At 68.8% G+C, this 17,337-nt stretch carries 15 protein-coding genes and 1 pseudogene; 10 read left to right on the plus strand and 6 right to left on the minus strand.

Going from position 1 to position 17,337, the window contains the following annotated elements:
- Nucleotides 1-47 precede the first annotated feature (47 nt).
- Both BLQ61_RS04475 and BLQ61_RS04480 read right to left on the minus strand, forming a co-directional pair.
- Nucleotides 48-473 (minus strand): hemerythrin domain-containing protein, encoded by a 426-nt coding sequence (locus BLQ61_RS04475; protein ID WP_091567110.1) that lies wholly within the window; start codon nucleotides 471-473, stop codon nucleotides 48-50.
- Between the two features lie 82 nt (nucleotides 474-555).
- On the minus strand, nucleotides 556-2,862 hold the full coding sequence (locus BLQ61_RS04480) for a nitric-oxide reductase large subunit (RefSeq protein WP_091567111.1): 2,307 nt from the start codon (nucleotides 2,860-2,862) through the stop codon (nucleotides 556-558).
- Between the two features lie 299 nt (nucleotides 2,863-3,161).
- Between BLQ61_RS04480 and norR the strand changes: the two genes are divergently transcribed.
- Nucleotides 3,162-4,757: a nitric oxide reductase transcriptional regulator NorR gene (gene norR / locus BLQ61_RS04485; protein WP_175488225.1), complete on the plus strand. Its 1,596-nt coding sequence runs from the start codon at nucleotides 3,162-3,164 to the stop codon at nucleotides 4,755-4,757.
- Between the two features lie 64 nt (nucleotides 4,758-4,821).
- On the opposite strand, the gene uvrA is transcribed toward norR, so the two are convergent.
- Nucleotides 4,822-7,881: an excinuclease ABC subunit UvrA gene (uvrA, locus tag BLQ61_RS04490; protein ID WP_091567113.1), complete on the minus strand. Its 3,060-nt coding sequence runs from the start codon at nucleotides 7,879-7,881 to the stop codon at nucleotides 4,822-4,824.
- A gap of 214 nt (nucleotides 7,882-8,095) precedes the next feature.
- On the opposite strand from uvrA, the pseudogene BLQ61_RS17125 reads away from it, so the two are divergent.
- Nucleotides 8,096-8,215: pseudogene (locus BLQ61_RS17125) on the plus strand (type I-F CRISPR-associated endonuclease Cas1f); the annotation flags it as partial.
- A gap of 38 nt (nucleotides 8,216-8,253) precedes the next feature.
- Here the strand turns inward: BLQ61_RS17125 and BLQ61_RS04495 are convergent.
- A protein-coding gene (locus BLQ61_RS04495; RefSeq protein ID WP_425415602.1) for an IS3 family transposase occupies nucleotides 8,254-9,626 on the minus strand; the annotation gives its coding sequence in 2 pieces (ribosomal slippage) (nucleotides 8,254-9,125 and nucleotides 9,125-9,626; 1,374 coding nt in all).
- Between the two features lie 470 nt (nucleotides 9,627-10,096).
- Between BLQ61_RS04495 and BLQ61_RS04500 the strand changes: the two genes are divergently transcribed.
- Nucleotides 10,097-10,504, plus strand: a complete 408-nt coding sequence (locus BLQ61_RS04500; RefSeq protein ID WP_091567117.1) for a YkgJ family cysteine cluster protein — start codon at nucleotides 10,097-10,099, stop codon at nucleotides 10,502-10,504.
- 23 nt (nucleotides 10,505-10,527) lie between these two features.
- Complete coding sequence (locus BLQ61_RS04505) at nucleotides 10,528-11,175, plus strand: FMN-binding negative transcriptional regulator (RefSeq protein ID WP_091567513.1); 648 nt, start codon at nucleotides 10,528-10,530, stop codon at nucleotides 11,173-11,175.
- On the opposite strand, the gene BLQ61_RS04510 is transcribed toward BLQ61_RS04505, so the two are convergent.
- Nucleotides 11,172-11,489, minus strand: a complete 318-nt coding sequence (locus tag BLQ61_RS04510; protein ID WP_091567119.1) for an acylphosphatase — start codon at nucleotides 11,487-11,489, stop codon at nucleotides 11,172-11,174. The two genes, BLQ61_RS04505 and BLQ61_RS04510, sit on opposite strands and share 4 nt — an antisense overlap.
- A 211-nt stretch (nucleotides 11,490-11,700) precedes the next feature.
- On the opposite strand from BLQ61_RS04510, the gene BLQ61_RS04515 reads away from it, so the two are divergent.
- Together BLQ61_RS04515 and BLQ61_RS04520 are read left to right on the plus strand one after the other, a co-directional pair.
- A complete protein-coding gene (locus BLQ61_RS04515; protein WP_091567121.1) occupies nucleotides 11,701-12,141 on the plus strand; it encodes an OsmC family protein in 441 nt (146 codons plus the stop codon).
- A gap of 356 nt (nucleotides 12,142-12,497) precedes the next feature.
- Nucleotides 12,498-12,842, plus strand: coding sequence for a hypothetical protein (locus tag BLQ61_RS04520; protein ID WP_091567123.1), 345 nt, complete (start codon nucleotides 12,498-12,500; stop codon nucleotides 12,840-12,842).
- 53 nt (nucleotides 12,843-12,895) lie between these two features.
- Here the strand turns inward: BLQ61_RS04520 and BLQ61_RS04525 are convergent, their stop codons facing one another.
- Nucleotides 12,896-13,177: a hypothetical protein gene (locus BLQ61_RS04525; RefSeq protein ID WP_091567125.1), complete on the minus strand. Its 282-nt coding sequence runs from the start codon at nucleotides 13,175-13,177 to the stop codon at nucleotides 12,896-12,898.
- A gap of 245 nt (nucleotides 13,178-13,422) precedes the next feature.
- Between BLQ61_RS04525 and dinG the strand changes: the two genes are divergently transcribed.
- The 4 genes from dinG to BLQ61_RS04545 all read left to right on the plus strand — a co-directional run bounded on the left by dinG (nucleotide 13,423) and on the right by BLQ61_RS04545 (nucleotide 17,206).
- Nucleotides 13,423-15,594, plus strand: a complete 2,172-nt coding sequence (gene dinG / locus BLQ61_RS04530; protein WP_091567127.1) for an ATP-dependent DNA helicase DinG — start codon at nucleotides 13,423-13,425, stop codon at nucleotides 15,592-15,594.
- Nucleotides 15,595-15,727: 133 nt separating this feature from the next.
- Nucleotides 15,728-16,237, plus strand: a complete 510-nt coding sequence (locus BLQ61_RS04535) for a pyridoxamine 5'-phosphate oxidase family protein (RefSeq protein ID WP_091567129.1) — start codon at nucleotides 15,728-15,730, stop codon at nucleotides 16,235-16,237.
- Between the two features lie 44 nt (nucleotides 16,238-16,281).
- Nucleotides 16,282-16,479 carry a hypothetical protein gene (locus BLQ61_RS04540; RefSeq protein WP_091567131.1) on the plus strand — a complete coding sequence of 66 codons (198 nt, stop codon included), beginning with the start codon at nucleotides 16,282-16,284 and terminating at the stop codon, nucleotides 16,477-16,479.
- Between the two features lie 226 nt (nucleotides 16,480-16,705).
- A complete protein-coding gene (locus BLQ61_RS04545; protein ID WP_091567133.1) occupies nucleotides 16,706-17,206 on the plus strand; it encodes a C40 family peptidase in 501 nt (166 codons plus the stop codon).
- Nucleotides 17,207-17,337: the final 131 nt, after the last annotated feature.

Raw genomic sequence — 17,337 nt, forward strand, 5'->3', positions numbered from 1 at the left:
GCCGGCGGCAGGTGCATGCCGGCCGCCTGGCCAAGATGGGCCGGCGCTCAGGCCGGCAGGGCCTCCTCGGCCTCGATGCGCGGGTAGAAGTCGCGGTCTTCGCGGCGCATGCGCTCGTACACGCTGCGCAGCGCCACGTTGGCCTCGGCGCGGAAGCCCTCCGGGTCGGCGGCGACGCGCTCGGCGGTGTTCCAGCGCCGGGCGAACGCCATGTAGCCGCCGGCGATCTCGCCCATCTCGCGCTGGAACTGCGCGCCCAGGCGCGCCAGCTGCGCGTCGCGCCCGGTGGCCAGCGCCGGGTACAGCAGCCGGTCCTCCACCGCCAGGTGCAATCGGATGGTGGAGCTCATGGCGACGATGGCCTGGGCGATCTGCGCGGCGTGCTGCGCCGGGCCGGCATGGCTCAGGGCGCGCAGGGCGTCGATCTGCGCCAGGATGTCCTCGTGCTCGTGCTTGAAGCGGTCGATGTTCATGGCGTTGCACACTCCTTGCGACAAAGGTCCAAAAAACGGGGGTCACCAGGGGCACGGCGCCGGCCGTGCCCCTGGTGCCCGATCAGCGGGCGGCGCCCGCCAGGGTGCCGGCGGTGGGCGCGGCGCCGGCGCGTTCGCCGAACAGCACGCCGCTGACCACCTGCCAGCTCACGCACAGCGCGCCGGTGATGAACACCAGGTCACCGAAGGTGCGCACCCAGCGCAGCGTCACGAAGAACGGCTGCTGCATGAAGGCCTCGCTGCGGGCGTACCACAGGCCTTCGGTCACGCTGGCGTGGAACTGGAACAGGCCGATGGGCAGCAGGCTGGTGGCGATCATCAGCACCAGGCCGGCGTTGAGCCACCAGAAGCCCGTCTTCATCAGACGTTCGTTGAACACCAGGGTCGGGCGCACGTAGCGCAGCACCATCAGCGTGAAGCCCAGGGCCAGGAAGCCGTAGACACCGAACAGCGCGGCGTGGGCGTGCACCGGCGTGGTGTTCAGGCCCTGGATGTAGTACAGCGAGATCGGCGGGTTGATCATGAAGCCGAAGACGCCCGCGCCCAGCATGTTCCAAAACGCCACGGCGACGAAGCACATCAGCGGCCACTTCAGGTTGCGCATCCAGCCGGCCTTGTGCTGCAGGCGCCAGTGCTCCCAGGCCTCGTGGCCCAGCACCACCAGCGGCACCACCTCCAAAGCGCTGAAGGAGGCGCCCACGGCCATCACCGGCGTGGTGGTGCCCGAGAAATACAGGTGGTGGAAGGTGCCGGGCACGCCGCCCAGCATGAACAGCGAAGCCGAGGCCAGGCTGGCGGCGGTGGCCATGCGGTAGGACACCAGGCCCAGGGTCGAGAAGATGAACGCCAGGGCGGTGGTGGCGAAGACCTCGAAGAAGCCCTCGACCCACAGGTGCACCACCCACCAGCGCCAGTACTCCATCACCGACAGGTGCGTGCGCTCGCCGTAGAACAGGCCCGAGCCGTAGAACAGGCCGATGCACACCACCGACGAGGTCAGCAGCGCCAGCAGGTTCTTGTCCTGCCCGTTGGGCGCCAGCAGCGCGGGGAAGATGGCGCGCGCCATCAGCACCAGCCAGAAGGCGATGCCGGCGAACTTGCCGATCTGCCACAGGCGGCCCAGGTCCACGTACTCATAGCCCTGGTGGCCCAGCCAGAAGTTCAGGTTGGGCGGCAGGATCTGCGCGATGGCCAGGTAATTGCCGATGAACGAGCCCACGCAGACCACCACCAGCGCCCAGAACAAAATGTCCACGCCCAGCTTCTGGTACTTGGGATCACGGCCGCCGTTGATCAGCGGCGCCAGGAACAGGCCGGCGGCCAGGAAGCCCGTGGCGATCCAGAACAGCGCCGCCTGCAGGTGCCAGGTGCGCACCAGCGAATAGGGGAACCAGCGTGAGACGTCCACGCCGTAGAAGGTCTGGCCTTCCACCGTGTAGTGCGCGGTGAAGCCGCCCAGGAAGACCTGCGCGGTGAACAGCGCCACCACCAAAAACAGGTACTTGCCCAGCGAGCGCTGCGAAGGCGTCAGCGGCACGCGGGTGAGCGGGTCGTGCGCGGGCACGGTGGGCTCTTTTTCGTCTTCCTTGCGCAGGAAGGCCCAGCCCCAGATCAGGAAGCCCACGCCGGCCATCATGATGACCACGCTGACGATGGACCACATCACGTTTTCGCCCGTGGGCTGGTTGCCGATCAGCGGCTCGTGCGGCCAGTTGTTGGTGTAGGTGGCGCCGGTGCCGCCCACGTCCTGCGGGCGCTCGGTGGCGGCGACCCAGGCGGTCCAGAAGAAGAAGCCGGCCAGCTGCGCGCGCCGCTCGGCGCTGGGCAGGGTGTTTTCCTTCATGGCGAAGTGCTCGCGCGAGGTGTGCAGCGAGGGGTTGTCGCTGAACAGCTTGTCGTAGTACTGCGTGACCTCGGCGATGGCCTTGGCGCGGACCGGGCTGAGCGTCGCGGTGTCGGTCACCTTGTCATAGGTGTTGGTGCGGTACTCCTTCTTCAGGCGCGCCTTGAGCACGGCCTGGGTGTCGGCGTCCAGCTCGGCGAAGCGCTTGCCGTGCAGCTCCTGCGCGCTCAGCTCCAGCCAGGCCAGCAGCTCGCGGTGCAGCCAGTCGGCCGTCCAGTCGGGCGCCTGGTAGGCGCCGTGGCCGAAAACCGAGCCCAGCTGCATGCCGCCCACCGACTGCCAGGCGGTCTGGCCGTCCAGGATGCCGTCCTTGGTGTAGAGCGCGTCGCCGCTGCCCTGCACCAGTACCTTGCCCGGAATCGGCGGCGCGGTGCGATACACCTCCACGCCGTAGTAGCCCAGCAGGCTGAAGGTGACGATCAACACGCCGATCAGCGTGTACCAGTACTTGGCGTACTTACCCATGAAGGGCCTCCCTCATCGTGTTGTTGTGAAGAGAAGAAAGGACACCCGCTGCGCCGGCCGTGCACACGGCGGGTGGCGGGAACCAGGAGTGGGGCAGGGGCATGGATGCTTTCCTTGCAGGTCATCACTTTTGAAACGCTGCGTTGTGTGAAGACACATCACGCAACCGCTGCCCTGTCCTTTGCAAGCCCCGGGCCAGCCTGTGCACCGCAGCAAATCAAGGGTTTACGCGGGTAACGGTAAAATTCACCGTGGCACAATCGGGTAAAAAGGACCGCAAAAAGGTGAATACAACCGTGATGGAGACGCCGTTGGCGAACGGCGGTGACCTGCTGGCGCTGTGCGCCGACCTGGGCGCCGAGCTGCCGCAGGCGGTGCGCCTGCAGCGCCTGGTGGACCTGCTGCGCGCCCAGTTCCGCTGCGGCGCGGTGGCGCTGCTGCGCCTGGAGGACGAACGCCTTCGCCCGGTGGCGGTGAACGGCCTGGTCAGCGACGCGCTGGGCCGGCGCTTCGCCGTCGGCCAGCACCCGCGCCTGGCGGCCATCCTGGCGCGCCACGAGGTGACCTGCTTCGAGCACGACAGCGCCTTGCCCGACCCCTACGACGGGCTGCTGGACACCCTGGTGGGCGAGCCGTTGCCGGTGCACGACTGCATGGGCGTGGGCCTGCAGGTGGAGGGCCGGCCCTGGGGCGTGCTGACGCTGGACGCGCTGGACACCGGCACCTTCGGCGCGGCGGCGCGCGCGCGGCTGGCGCGCTGCGTGCCGCTGGTCGAGGCGGTGGTGCGCGTGGCCCGGCTGGAGCAGGAACTGCGCACCCTGCGCATGGCGGCCACCGCGCCCAACGAGGGCGCCAGCGACGGCGCCGCCGGCCTGGCGGCGCGCCGCGCCGGGGAGGTGGAGATCGTCGGCGAAAGCCCGGCGCTGGCGCGGCTGCTGCACGAGCTGTCGGTGGTCGCCACGTCCGAGCTGCCGGTGCTGCTGCTGGGCGAGACCGGCGTCGGCAAGGAGCTGTTCGCGCGCCTGCTGCACCAGCGCTCGCCGCGGCGCAACCGGGCGCTGGTGCACGTCAACTGCGCGGCGCTGCCCGAGTCGCTGGCCGAGAGCGAGCTGTTCGGCCACGTGCGCGGGGCGTTCTCCGGCGCGGTGAGCGACCGGCCCGGGCGCTTCGAGGCGGCCGAGGGCGGCACCCTGTTCCTGGACGAGGTCGGCGAACTGCCGCTGTCGGTGCAGGCCAAGCTGCTGCGCACGCTGCAAAACGGCGAGATCCAGCGCCTGGGCGCCGACCGCCCGCGCAGCGTGAATGTGCGCGTGGTCGCCGCCACCAACCGCAACCTGCGCGAGCAGGTGGCCAGCGGGGCGTTTCGCGCCGACCTGTACCACCGCCTGTCGGTGTACCCGGTGCCGATCCCGCCGCTGCGCGAGCGCGGCAACGACGTGCTGCTGCTGGCCGGGCGCTTCCTGGAGCTGAACCGCGCGCGCCTGGGCCTGCGCAGCCTGCGCCTGTCGCCCGACGCGCAGAACGCCCTGCGCCGCTACCCCTGGCCGGGCAACGTGCGCGAGCTGGAGCACGTCGTCAGCCGCGCCGCGCTCAAGGCGCTGTCGCGCGGCGTGGACGCGGCCGCCATCGTCACCCTGGAGGCGGCGCTGCTGGACCTGGACGCGCTGCTGGCGCCGGCCGCGCCCGCTGCCCCTGCCGAGGCCCCTGGGGCACAGGGCGCCGCCGCGCCTCCGGGGCCGACTACGCTGCGCGATGCGGTGGACGACTGCCAGCGCCAGGTGGTCATGGCGGCGCTGGCGCGTGCCGGCGGCAACTGGGCCGGCGCCGCGCGCGCGCTGGACGTGGACGCCAGCAACCTGCACAAGCTGGCGCGGCGGCTGGGGCTGAAGGTCTGAAACGCCTCTGCGCCCCGCCTTTTGCTATTGTTTATATAGCTGGAGACCCTTGATTTTCCTGGGCTCAGGCCGGTTTTGGCTGCAAATACCGCTGCAGGTACTGCCCGGTGTGGCTGGCCGGCTGCGCCGCCACCTGCTCGGGCGTGCCCTCGGCCACCACCTGCCCGCCGCCGGCGCCGCCTTCCGGGCCCATGTCGATGACCCAGTCGGCGGTCTTGATCACGTCCAGGTTGTGCTCGATGACGACCAGCGTGTTGCCCGCGTCGCGCAGCCGCGTCAGCACCTGCAGCAGCAGGTCGACGTCGGCGAAGTGCAGGCCGGTGGTGGGCTCGTCCAGGATGTAGAGGGTGCGGCCGGTGTCGCGGCGCGAGAGTTCCTGCGCCAGCTTGACGCGCTGCGCCTCGCCGCCCGACAGCGTCGTGGCGCTTTGCCCCAGGCGGATGTACGACAGGCCGACCTCCAGCAGCGTCTGCAGCTTGCGCGCTATTCCCGGCACGTCCTTGAACAGCAGGTAGGCGTCCTCCACCGTCAGCTCCAGGATCTGCGCGATGTTGCGGCCCTTCCACTGCACCTCCAGCGTCTCGCGGTTGTAGCGCTGGCCGTGGCAGACGTCGCAGGGCACGTACACGTCGGGCAGGAAGTGCATCTCCACCTTCACCACGCCGTCGCCCTGGCAGGCCTCGCAGCGCCCGCCGCCCGAGGCCTGCGAGACGTTGAAGGAAAACCGCCCTGGCCCGTAGCCGCGCTCGCGCGCGGTGTTGGTCTCGGCCATCAGTTCGCGGATGGGCGTGAACAGGCCGGTGTAGGTCGCCGGGTTGCTGCGCGGCGTGCGGCCGATGGGGCTTTGGTCGACGTTGATGACCTTGTCGAAATACTCGATGCCCTCGATCGCATCGTGCTCGGCCGGCTCGTCGTGCGCGCGGTAGAGCTGGCGCGCGACGGCTTTCAGCAGCGTGTCGTTGACCAGCGTGCTCTTGCCCGAGCCGGAGACGCCCGTGACGCAGGTGAACAGGCCGACCGGGAAGGACACGCTGACGTCCGCCAGGTTGTTGCCACGCGCGCCCAGCACGCGCAGCGCCTGCAGGTCGCCCAGCGTGGCGCGGTGAGCGGCCAGGCGCTCCTGGCGGCGGGCGCTGGCGGCGGTCTCGGGAAAGCGCGACGCGCCGTTTTTCCTCGGCGCCGGCGCCTCGCGGTCCTGCGCGCGCACCGGCAGCCAGGGCGTGCGCCGCAACGGCACGGCGATGGTCTTGGCGCCCGACAGGTACTGGCCGGTGAGCGAATCCGGGCTGTCCGCCAGGTCCTGCGCCGTGCCTTGGGCCATGACGCGCCCGCCGTGCACGCCGGCGCCGGGCCCCATGTCCACCACGTGGTCGGCGGCGCGGATCATGTCCTCGTCATGCTCGACCACCAGCACGCTGTTGCCGATGTCGCGCAGCCGCACCAACGTGGCGATCAGCCGGTCGTTGTCGCGCTGGTGCAGGCCGATGCTGGGCTCGTCCAGCACGTACATCACGCCGGTGAGGCCGCTGCCGATCTGGCTGGCCAGGCGGATGCGCTGCGCCTCGCCGCCCGAGAGCGTATCGGCGCTGCGCGCCAGGCTCAGGTACGACAGGCCGACGTCGTTCAAAAAGGACAGGCGCGCGCCGATCTCGCGCACGATGCGCGCGGCGATCTCGGCCTTGGCGCCGGTCAGCTGCAGGCGCGCGAACCAGTCCTGCGCGGCGGCCAAGGTGAGCGCGCTGACTTGGTGGATGGCCAGCGCCTCACTGCCCTCGCCCACCTTGACCGCGCGCGCTTCCGGGCGCAGGCGTGCGCCGCGGCACGCCGGGCAGGGCTGGCACTGGCGAAAGCGCGCCAGTTCCTCGCGCACGGTGGCCGAATCGGTGTCGCGCCAGCGCCGCTCCATGTTGGGCACGATGCCCTCGAACGGGTGGCTCTTGACGATCTCCTGGCCCTTGCGCGCGCCGCTGTCCAGCACATAGGAAAACGCGATCTCCTCTTGCCCTGAGCCGTGCAGCACCACCTGGCGCACCTTGTCCGGCAGCGCCTCGAAAGGCGTCTCGACGTCGAAACGATAGTGCCGCGCCAGGCTCTCGAGCATGGCGAAGTAGTACCCGTTGCGCCGGTCCCAGCCGCGCACCGCGCCGCCGGCCAGGCTGAGTTCGGGGTGCGCCACGATGCGCTCTGGGTCGAACACCTCCAGTTCGCCGATGCCGTCGCAGCTCGGGCAGGCCCCGGTCGGCGAGTTGAAGGAAAACAGCCGCGGCTCCAGCTCGGGCAGGGCGTAGCTGCACACCGGGCAGGCGAAGCGGCTGGACCACAGGTGTTCGTGGCCGCTGTCCATCTCCAGCGCCAGCACGCGGCCGGCGCCTTCGCTCCCGCCCACGCGCAGCACCGCCTCGATGCTCTCGGCCAGGCGCTGGCGCGCGTCGGGGCGCACTTTGAGGCGGTCGATGACGACGTCGATGTCGTGCTTCTCGGTTTTCTTGAGCGCCGGCAGGCTCTCGGCATCGACGATCTGCCCGTCGATGCGAAAGCGCACGTAGCCGAGCTGCTGCATCTGCGCCAGCACCTCGGCGAATTCGCCTTTTTTCTCGCGCGCCAGCGGCGCCAGCAGCATCAGGCGCGTGTCGTCCGGCAGCGCCAGCACGGCGTCGACCATCTGGCTCACCGTCTGCGCGGTGAGCGGCAGGCCGTGCTCGGGGCAGTAGGGCGTACCGGCGCGCGCATAGAGCAGACGCAGGTAGTCGTGCACCTCGGTCACCGTGCCGACGGTGGAGCGCGGGTTGTGGCTGGTGGCCTTTTGCTCGATGGCGATCGCCGGCGACAGGCCTTCGATCAGGTCCACGTCGGGTTTGTCCAGCCGGCCCAGGAACTGCCGCGCATAGGCCGACAGGCTCTCCACGTAGCGCCGCTGGCCTTCCGCGTACAGCGTGTCGAAGGCCAGGCTGGACTTGCCCGAGCCTGACAGGCCGGTGATAACCACCAGCCGGTTGCGCGGAAGGTCCAGGTCGATGTTCTTCAGGTTGTGCGTACGCGCGCCGCGGATGCTGATGCGCTGCTCGCGCAGCACGCGGGCGAGGTAGGCGTCATCGCGCAGGTCATCGGAGAGGGAGGAGGTCACGGCAGCGGGTGGCGGGAGGGAAACCCACCATGATAGTCAGCCCCGCTGCGGCAGGTGGATGTCTGTAAATCGCCCTTTCTTGTCGCCAGTGTCAGGCAGCGGCGCATGCAAAAGCCCTTCGGACTGGGCAGCGTGGCCTCGCTCTTGGGACGGTCCGTTCGCTGTCTCGCCTTTACCGATGTGCAGGGCTGCCGGCGACTCGCATACTGTCCCGATGCAAGACATCGCTTCTTCCGATCTCAAGGCTATCCTTCATTCGCAGCGCGCCAACCTCTATTACCTGGAGCACTGCCGAGTGCTCGTCAACGGAGGGCGTGTGGAATATGTGACTGAACCGCCCCGGCTTTGAACTGACCCCCAGAATTTGGACGGTCACGATGCCGCCGTGTAGGCAGTGCTTCTCAATCGGTACTCCACCGGACTGAGCCCCAAAAGCCCGAGCTTGATGCGCTCGTGGTTGTAGTAGTGGACGTAATCATGTACGCCCGCTTCGAGCGCACCAATGCTGTCGGGCCTTTCAAGATGGAAATACTCGGCCTTCAGGGTGCCGAAGAAGCTTTCAATCGCCGCGTTGTCGAAGCAGTTGCCTTTGCGACTCATGCTTTGCCTGGCTCCGCGTCGCGCGAGCATCGATCGGTAGGGTTGCATCTTGTAGTGCCGGCCTTGATCGGAGTGCACGATCAGGTCGACCGCGCAACTGGTCTGCGAGAGTGCGGCCTCAAGCATGGTGGAAACCATCTCGAAAACCGGCCGCCTTGCCATGCGGTACGCGACGATCTCGCCGTTGTACAGATCCATGCAGGCCGACAGGTACAGCTTGTGGCCGCTCACGTTGAACTCGGTGACGTCGGTCGCCCACTTCTGGTTCGCAGCAGTCGCACTGAAGTCGCGCTGCAGAATGTTGGGGACGTGTGCATCGCTTGTGCCCGGAACATGCCGGGAGCGCTTCTTCACCCGAATCAACGCTCGCAGCCCCATCTTCTGCATCAGACGCTGCACGCACTTGTGGTTGATCGGCTCCTGCGTCGAGCGGCGTAGCACGGCAGTGATCCGCCTGTATCCGTAGCGGCCTTTGTGCTCGTCGTAGACAGTGCGAATCCGAGTCTCCAGGATGCTTTGCGCGTCGGCGCGCTGGGCCGCCCGGCACTGGTAGTAGAACGTGCTGCGCGCCAAGCCGGCTGCCTGCAACAGATCCACCAATTTATGGTCATGCCTCAACCCAGCAATCAGACACGCTTTGTCGGCGCAGCTGATCTCTTTGACCGGATCAAGGCCTGCAATTTTTTTAGGTACGCGACCTCCGCGCGCAGTCGGTCGTTCTCTTCCCGCAGGGTTTTCTGCGTATCGGCAACGATCGTGCTTGGCGGCGCTGCAGAGCGTCGTTCTGGTTTGATCTTGAGCTGCTCTTGTTCCCCGCTAGCGCGCGCTTGCAGGCGACCTTGATCGAGATTGCGTCTCCAGACCACGATCTGATTGGGATTGCGGATGTCATAGAGCGCCGCAACCTGACGGCTGGAAAGCTGCTCGCGATCCTGATGAGCCAGCACCTGCAGCTTGAACTGCGCACTGTACGCGCTGCGCTTGGGGCGCAAGCCCTCGATGCCGTGCAGACGGTAGTGGTTCACCCAGGTGCGGACCTTCTCCTCGGGAATCGACCACCGCCGAGCCAACAGCTTCGCGCCACCTTCGCCGGCTAAAAAGCTCTGGACGACTTTCAGCTTGAAATCCGTTTCGTACTTCCTCATGAAAACCCTTGAATTTTGTCCAAATTCTGGGGGTCAGTTCAAAGCCGGGGCGGTTCAGCCCACCTGCAGTCCGGTGGAGCGCGCGACCCGTTCTCTGCCGCATAGGCAGCTCAGAAATTGCCAAATGAATTGCCCCGGCGGCACTGCACACGCAAGAGCTTGGAATCTGAAGCCCGATAGGAGGTCCCCTAAGGCCGGAACAACCATGCCTGAGGAATCCGAGACTGAAGCAGGCCAGAAGATACCGTCTGCTGCGGGCAATTTCGGTTGTCGACAAAATGTCGACAGTTCAACGCCTTCTTCCGCCTTAACCAACTACTTCAGCTCGAAGTGGTAGTCGCGCGGGTTCGGGCTGTCGATAAGAACTGGTATGACGTCGATCACGGCGCACTACCAAATTTCGTTTTCTTCATCGTGTAGCCGGCTGATAGACCGGCCTCCACCTCCTCTCCCGACTTCATCACACAACGATGCCCCCCCGCACCATCGCCATCGTCGACACCGACCGCTGCGACACCTGGACGCGCTGGCGCGCCGGGCTGTGCGAGTCCTGCAACGCCAACTGCTGCACCATGCCGCTGGAGGCGGCGCTGTCCGATCTGGTGCGGCTGGGCTGGGTCGAGGCGTTCGAGGCCGAGCATGTCGAGGAGCGGCTGATCGCCCGCCGGCTCACGAAGGCCCGGCTGATCGAGCACTACAGCCCCAAGAACGGCCTGTTCACCCTGGCGCGGCGCGCCAGCGGCGACTGCCAGTTCCTGGACGCGGCCACGCGCCGCTGCACGGTGTACGAGCGCCGGCCCGAGACCTGCCGCCTGCACCCGCAAAAGAAGAGCCCGCGCCCTGGCTGGTGCGCCTACGGCGCGCGCACCCGCGCCTGATCCGCCCGGCGCAGAATGTCGCCATGTACCTCCCCGCTGCCTTCAATGAAGAGCGTCCTGACGCGCTGCACGCGCTGATCTGCGAGCACCCGCTGGGCCTGCTGTGCCGCCAGGGGCCGCAGGGTCTGGACGCGGACCACATGCCTTTCCTGCTCGACGCCGGGCGCGGCCCGCACGGCACGCTGGTGGCGCATGTGGCGCGCGCCAATGCGCTGTGGCGTGAGGTGCCGGCCGGCGGCGCGGTCGATGCACTGGTGGTGTTTCGCGGGCAGCACGGCTACATCTCGCCCAACTGGTACCCCTCCAAGCACGAGACGCACCGCGCCGTGCCCACGTGGAACTACGAGGCCGTGCACGTGCACGGCCGGCTCTCCGTGCATGACGACGAACGCCATGTGCGCGGCGTGGTGGCGCGCCTGACGCGCCGGCACGAGGCCGGCGAGCCCCGGCCCTGGAAGATGGGCGACGCGCCGCGCGACTACCTGGACGAGATGCTGCGCGCCATCGTCGGCATCGAGGTGCGCATCACGCGCATCGAGGGCAAGCGCAAGCTGAGCCAGAACCGCACGGCGCCCGACCGCGAGGGCGCCATCGCCGCCCTGGCCGAACGCGGCTGCGGCGCGCTGGCCCGGGCCATGCGCGACGCTGGCGACAACCCTGGCCCCGGTTAAACCGTTGCTTCCTGCGTGAAGCCGCCTGGCAGCGGCTCGGGCAGCGCTTCTTCGAGTACCTGCACCCGCTCGACGCGCGCCGCCGCCGGCCCCTGGTGCGCCCAGTCGATCAGCGCCTGCACCTGCTCCGGCGTGCCGACGGCCAGCGTCTCGACGCTGCCATCCCGCCGGTTGCGCACCCAGCCGGCCAAGCCCAGGCTGCGCGCGGCCTCGACGGTGGACTGGCGGAAGTACACGCCCTGCACTGTTCCGTGGATGTGCAGGCGGCGGGCAATCCAAGGGGCGGCGAAGAAGGAAGCGGCGTCGTTCGGCATGCGCTGCACTGTAGCGCCCGGTGGTGTAGGCCGGATGCCGCACCGGCACGGCACGCGCGCCGACAGCCGAGGGATCGGGACCGTGCTGTGATGCGAGTTTGCCTGGCGCGGCATTGCCTTGCGGCAGGCAGGCACCAGGCGCCTGGCAGGGGGCCTCAGTTGCTCCGGCTGTCTTGCTTTTTCTTTCTTCAACCCCTCACAGGAGTCGTCCATGAGCGAAAAATCCGCATCCGTCCACTGGGAAGGCGCCGGCAAGGCCGGTCAGGGCCAGATCAGCACCGAGACCGGCTCGCTGCACAAGTACCCCTACGGCTTTGCCAGCCGCTTCGGCGACGACCGCAAGGGCACCAATCCCGAGGAGATCCTGGGTGCGGCGCATGCAGCGTGCTTCACCATGGCGTTTTCCTTCGCCTGCGACAAGGCCGGCATCGCCACGCGCAGCGTGGACACCACGGCGCGCGTGCGCCTGGTGCAGGACGGCGAGGGCTTCAAGATCGACCGCATCGCGCTGACGCTGGACGCGGACGTTCCGGGCATCGACGAGGCGCGCTTCCAGCAGATCGCCGAGGACGCCAAGCGCAACTGCCCGCTGTCCAAGGCGCTGGCCGCGGTGCCCGAGATCACGCTGCAGGCGACGCTGAAGAAGTCTTGAGCGTTTCATGGTCTTTTTCCGGCCCGGCCCTTGTTTTCAAAGGGCAATTAGCTATCTTTTCAATAGCGAATGCAGGGCCGGCAGGGCCTGCGCTACACTGACCGCCATGTTCCGCCTGCCCACCTTGCCTGCCACCGCCGCCCGTCCGGGTGTGCCGGGCAGCGTGCCGGTGCTGCAGGCACCCATGATTACCACCATGACCACCGCGGCCCCCTGACGCGCGTGGGGTGGCCGCACAAGGCGGTCACCTGGTGTCTTGTTCCTCTTCCAGTGAATGAAACCCAGCCCGGCCGCTGGGTTTTTTTGTTTCCCGCGCCCGGCAGCCGCTGCCGGGCCATTCGCAAGGAGAGATTTCGATGTTGGCCCATGCCGAGCCCGCGCTGACCACAGCGCCCCAGCCATCGCCGCTGCCATCCGCTTGGCCCGTCAGCGGCGGCCACCTGCTGCGGCTGCGCTCCGAGCGGGCGCTGTGCGAGGCCACTGTCGTGCGCCTGCTGGCACGCTGGGGTCTGGCGGTGCAGCGGCGCCGCTGGCTGGCTGGCGGCGCGGTAGGGAGCACGCCCGAACTGCTGCTGCTGACCGCCGCCGCGCCGGCCGAACTGGCAGCCGCGGCGGCGTTGCAGCTGCAGCAGGCGACGGGCGCTCTGGTGCAGTGCCAAGCTGCGGCCGAGCATCTGGATTTTGATGCGTTTTCTGGCTGAAGCCCTTGAAAACAAAGCGCCTGCAGCTATCTAAAGAGTAGCAAAAGCGGTGGTCAGGGTTGCGGCTTGCGCCCCACGTTGTGCGAGCGCAGGCCCTGGTCGGTGTCCTGCAGGCCACGCTCCACGTCGCGAAAGCCCTGTTGCACCTGGGCATCGGGCTCGCCGTCGGTCATGCACTTGTCCTGGTCGCGCTCGTGCGGCAGTTGCGGGGTGGTGTCCTCAGCCTCGGGCTGGTCGGTCTGGGTCAGGTCGATGCCGTGCGGATCGGCGGGCTTGCCCGGCGTGTCGCGGCGTTGCGGCGAGGTGGGAACGGGATGAGAAGGAGTGGTCGTCATGGCGAAATAGGTGTGGGGTGGAAAGGCGGGCAACTCCGGCACTGGCGCGCGACGCGCAGCAGCTGTCCACCCATGCTAGGCACGCTGCCTGCCGCTGGCGTAGGCCGCTGCCGGTTGACCCCATCGGCCACGGGCTTGGGTGCTGTGCACTACCATCCCTGGATGAAAGCACAGTAATCGCGCCCTGGGCTTTCCCTGTTTCCTTCACCGTGTCCTCTTCCTCCCCATTGTTCGTTTCTCCCTCCATGTCCACGCAGCAATGGGCCGACGCGGCCCTGGCCAGCTTCGAGACGGTGGTGCAGGCCACCGCCGGCTTTCGCGTGCGCGACGGCCAGCGGCGCATGGCCGAGCAGGTGGCGCAGACCTTCGCCGCCGCCGAGCTGGGCAAGGCCGAGGACGAGGACGCCGAGCCGCAGCGCGCCATTGCCGTCATCCAGGCCGGAACCGGCGTGGGCAAGTCGCTGGCGTACAGCGCGCCGGCCATCGCCCTGGCGCTGGCGCGCGGCACGCGGGTGCTGATCTCCACCGCCACCGTGGCGCTGCAGGAGCAGCTGGTGCACAAGGACCTGCCGGCGCTGGCGCAGCACCTGGAGCAGCCGGTGCGCTTCGCCCTGGCCAAGGGGCGCGGGCGCTACGTGTGCAAACTGAAACTGGAGCGCCTGGCCGGCGGCGGCGCCGAGGACGACGAGGACTGGAGCGGCACCGACGACCTGTTCGGCGCCACCGAATCGCCCCAGCCCGCCGTGCGCCAAGCGGCCCAGTCGCGCGTGCAGTTCTACGCCAGCATGGCCGATGCGCTGGCCTCCGGCCAGTGGGACGGCGACCGCGACACGCTGGCCACGCCGCCTGAAGCAGAGGCCTGGTCGCCGGTGGCGGCCGAGGCGCACTCGTGCACCGGCAAGCACTGCCCGCTGTTCTCGCGCTGCACCTACTACGAGCGCAGGAAGGACCTGGTGGCCGCGCAGGTCATCGTGGCGAATCACGACCTGCTGCTGTCGTCCATCGGCGCGCGGCTGCTGCCCGAACTGGACAACTGCCTGCTGATCGTCGACGAGGCGCACCATCTGCCCGGCACCGCGCTGTCACAGTTCGCCTGCGAGGCCGACCTGTCGCACCTGGGCTGGATCGACAAGCTGGCCAGCCGCGCGCTGCGCATCGGCCAGCTGGTGGAGGTGGGCGAGATCGCCGACATCCCGAATCACGCCGCGCGCCTGCGCGCCGCGCTGCAGGACGCGGCGCGCCTGGCGATGGACCTGTACGGCGCGGGCCTGAAAGCCGCACCGCGCTTCGGCAGCAGCGCCGGCCAGCCGACGCGCGCACGTGTGCCCGGCGGCGCGCTGCCCGAGGCGCTGATCGAGCCCTTCAGCCAGGCCGCGCACCACGCCGAGGGCTTTCTCACGGCGCTGCGGGCGATTGCCAAGGCGTTGCGCGCGGCCATGCGCGACACGCCCGACGAGGCGCGCCGGCTGTCGCAGCTGTACGCCCAGGTGGGTGCGCTGGCGCCGCGCCTGGAGGGCGTGCACGCCTGCGCACAGCTGCTGCTGCAGGACGCGCCCGAAGGCGCGGTGCCGGCGGCCAAGTGGTTCACGCTGGCGGTGGACGGCGACTTCGTCACCATCCGCGCGCACGCCTCGCCGGTGCTGCCGGGCAACGCGCTGCGCCAGCACCTGTGGAGCAGCGTACGCGGCGCGGTGCTGACCTCGGCCACGCTGACCAGCTGCGGGCAGTTCGACTTCTTCCTGCGCGAGGCGGGTCTTGCCGGCGACGACGCCGTGGCCACGCTGGCCGTGGCCAGCCCGTTCGACTACGCGCTGCAGGGCACGCTGGTGGCGCGCGAGACGCGCGCCGAGCCGCGCGACGTGCAGCAGTTCACCGCCCAGATGGTCGAGGCGCTGCTGACCGACCTGAGCGCGGTGGAGGCCGGCGCGCTGGTGCTGTTCACCTCGCGCGAGCAGATGCGCCGTGCCGTGGACGAGCTGCCCACGCACCTGCGCGGCACGGTGCTGGTCCAGGGCCAGCTGCCGCGGCGCGAGCTGCTGGCGCGCCACCGCGAGCGCGTGGCCGCCGGCCAGCCGTCCATCGTCTTCGGCATGCAGTCCTTCGGCGAGGGGCTGGACCTGCCGGGCGCGCTGTGCGAGTCGCTGTTCATCACCAAGCTGCCGTTCGCGCCGCCCGATGACCCGGTGGGCGAGGCGCGCGCGGAGTGGCTGCGCGCGGCCGGGCGCGACCCGTTCAGCGAGCTGGTGGTGCCGGCCACCGCCATCCGCCTGGCGCAGTGGGTCGGCCGCGCCATCCGCACCGAGGACGACCGGGCGCACGTTTACTGCTACGACAAGCGCCTGGTGCGCACCGGCTACGGCCAGCGGCTGCTGTCCGGCTTGCCGCCGTTCACGCTGCAGCGCCAGCTGGCCGCCTGAGGCGCCGGCCGCGCGGCTGGCAGAGCGCGTCGGACAGCCCCCACAGCCGGGCTGGCGCCGCGCCGACCGGGGCGGCGCGCAGGGCCTTCTAGAGTGGTTGCTCCCTTTCCCTTCACCACAGGAGAGCCGCTTCATGGCCCACGAACACGACCAGGACAACGACCGCGAAGCGCTGTTCGAGCGCATCAAGGACATCCGCTTCGGCATGCTCACGCACCGCGGCGACAACGGCATCCTGCATGCGCACCCGCTGACCACGCTGAACAAGGAAATCGAGCAGCAGGGGCAGCTGTACTTCTTCATCCCGCGCGGCCAAGAGCTGCACCAGCGCCTGCAGGCCGACAGCCAGACCAACGTCAGCTACGCCAACCCCGAGGAAGACTGCTACGTCTCCATCTCCGGCAACGCCACGTTCATCGAGGACAAGAAGCGCAAGGAGGAACTCTGGACGCCCATGGCCAAGGCCTGGTTCCCGGAGGGCCCCGAAGACCCGAACCTGGTGCTGCTGGCGGTGCAGGTCCGCCATGCCGAGTACTGGGATGTGAAGGAAAGCAAGATGACCCAGCTGTTCAAGATGGCCACCGCCGCGCTGACCGGCGAGCGGCCCAAGGGGCTGGGCGAGCACCGCGAGGTCGAGCTCTGACTTCCCTCCCCATCCATCCAATCCGCATCACAGGAGCACATACCATGAACCCCAAGGACCAGCAGACCCCCGGCACCGGCAAGGTGGAGAACGACCACAACCGCCAGGGCCAGCAGGAGACCACGCAGAAGAACCAGGCGCAGCGCACGCCCGAGAGCCGTCACGACCGCCAAAACCACATCGGCAGCGACAACCAGTCGCAGGAGCGGCGCGGCGTGAACGTGAACATGAACAAGCCCTGAGCCGCCTCCCGCACCGCCGCGCCGCCCCTTGGTGCGCAGCATCCCACGCCCTCGCGCTTCACGCGCGGGGGCGTTTTTCTTGCCCCGGCTGCCTATTGACCTGGACTCCGGCTGTAAAGAATTGGGGTCAGATTCCAATTTTTTTCCGGCTGGCATGGCCCCGGCTGGCGACGCGATCCGAAGACGCCCGGGTCGCCCTGCACCGCACGCTGCTACCCTTGGCCGCATGTGGTCCGCGTTTCTTCTTCCTCGTCCGGCCAGCGTGGTGCTGCTGGCCGCGGCGCTGCTGGCCGGTTGCGCCAGCGGCCCCAAGCCACCGCCGGCTTCGCCACGCGCGCCCGCCTATGCGCGCCTGAGCGCCGAGCAGTCCAGCGACATCGCCATCCACGCTCTGGGCCTGGTCGGCACGCCGTATCGCTACGGCGGCAACACCCCTGAGAGCGGCTTCGACTGCAGCGGCCTGATCGGCTACGTGTACCAGAGCCGCGCCGGCGTGGCGCCGCCGCGCACGGTAGCGCAGCTCAGCGGTTTCGGCGCGCCGGTGGACGCGCAGGACCTGCGCACCGGCGACCTGGTGGTATTCGGCCGTGGCCGGCCCTCGCACGCCGGCATCTATGTGGGCGAGGGGCGCTTCGTGCACGCGCCCTCCAGCGGCGGCACGGTGCGGCTGGACCATCTGCAATCGCGCTACTGGTCGGGGCAGAACGCGCGCTTCCGGCGTCCCTGAGGGCGCGCGGCGCCGGGCGCTGCAAGCCGGCCCATGCTTCTCTTTTAATAGCTTGCGGCCCTTGTAACGTAATGGCTGCAGCCCGATTTCGTTCAAATGCATGCCGACCAGCCCAGGGCCGGAGTGCGGCA

The organism is Oryzisolibacter propanilivorax (assembly GCF_900103645.1).
Lineage (GTDB): Bacteria > Pseudomonadota > Gammaproteobacteria > Burkholderiales > Burkholderiaceae_C > Melaminivora > Melaminivora propanilivorax.

Bases quoted from the DNA above. Each gene is read 5' to 3' on its own strand.
- BLQ61_RS04510 (WP_091567119.1), bottom strand. From the start codon at position 11,489: ATGCCGAACGACGCCGCTTCCTTCTTCGCCGCCCCTTGGATTGCCCGC.
- BLQ61_RS04515 (WP_091567121.1), top strand. From the start codon at position 11,701: ATGAGCGAAAAATCCGCATCCGTCCACTGGGAAGGCGCCGGCAAGGCC.
- BLQ61_RS04475 (WP_091567110.1), bottom strand. From the start codon at position 473: ATGAACATCGACCGCTTCAAGCACGAGCACGAGGACATCCTGGCGCAG.
- BLQ61_RS04480 (WP_091567111.1), bottom strand. From the start codon at position 2,862: ATGGGTAAGTACGCCAAGTACTGGTACACGCTGATCGGCGTGTTGATC.
- BLQ61_RS04500 (WP_091567117.1), top strand. From the start codon at position 10,097: ATGCCCCCCCGCACCATCGCCATCGTCGACACCGACCGCTGCGACACC.
- BLQ61_RS04540 (WP_091567131.1), top strand. From the start codon at position 16,282: ATGAACCCCAAGGACCAGCAGACCCCCGGCACCGGCAAGGTGGAGAAC.
- BLQ61_RS04535 (WP_091567129.1), top strand. From the start codon at position 15,728: ATGGCCCACGAACACGACCAGGACAACGACCGCGAAGCGCTGTTCGAG.
- BLQ61_RS04545 (WP_091567133.1), top strand. From the start codon at position 16,706: ATGTGGTCCGCGTTTCTTCTTCCTCGTCCGGCCAGCGTGGTGCTGCTG.
- BLQ61_RS04525 (WP_091567125.1), bottom strand. From the start codon at position 13,177: ATGACGACCACTCCTTCTCATCCCGTTCCCACCTCGCCGCAACGCCGC.
- norR (WP_175488225.1), top strand. From the start codon at position 3,162: ATGGAGACGCCGTTGGCGAACGGCGGTGACCTGCTGGCGCTGTGCGCC.
- dinG (WP_091567127.1), top strand. From the start codon at position 13,423: ATGTCCACGCAGCAATGGGCCGACGCGGCCCTGGCCAGCTTCGAGACG.
- BLQ61_RS04505 (WP_091567513.1), top strand. From the start codon at position 10,528: ATGTACCTCCCCGCTGCCTTCAATGAAGAGCGTCCTGACGCGCTGCAC.
- BLQ61_RS04520 (WP_091567123.1), top strand. From the start codon at position 12,498: ATGTTGGCCCATGCCGAGCCCGCGCTGACCACAGCGCCCCAGCCATCG.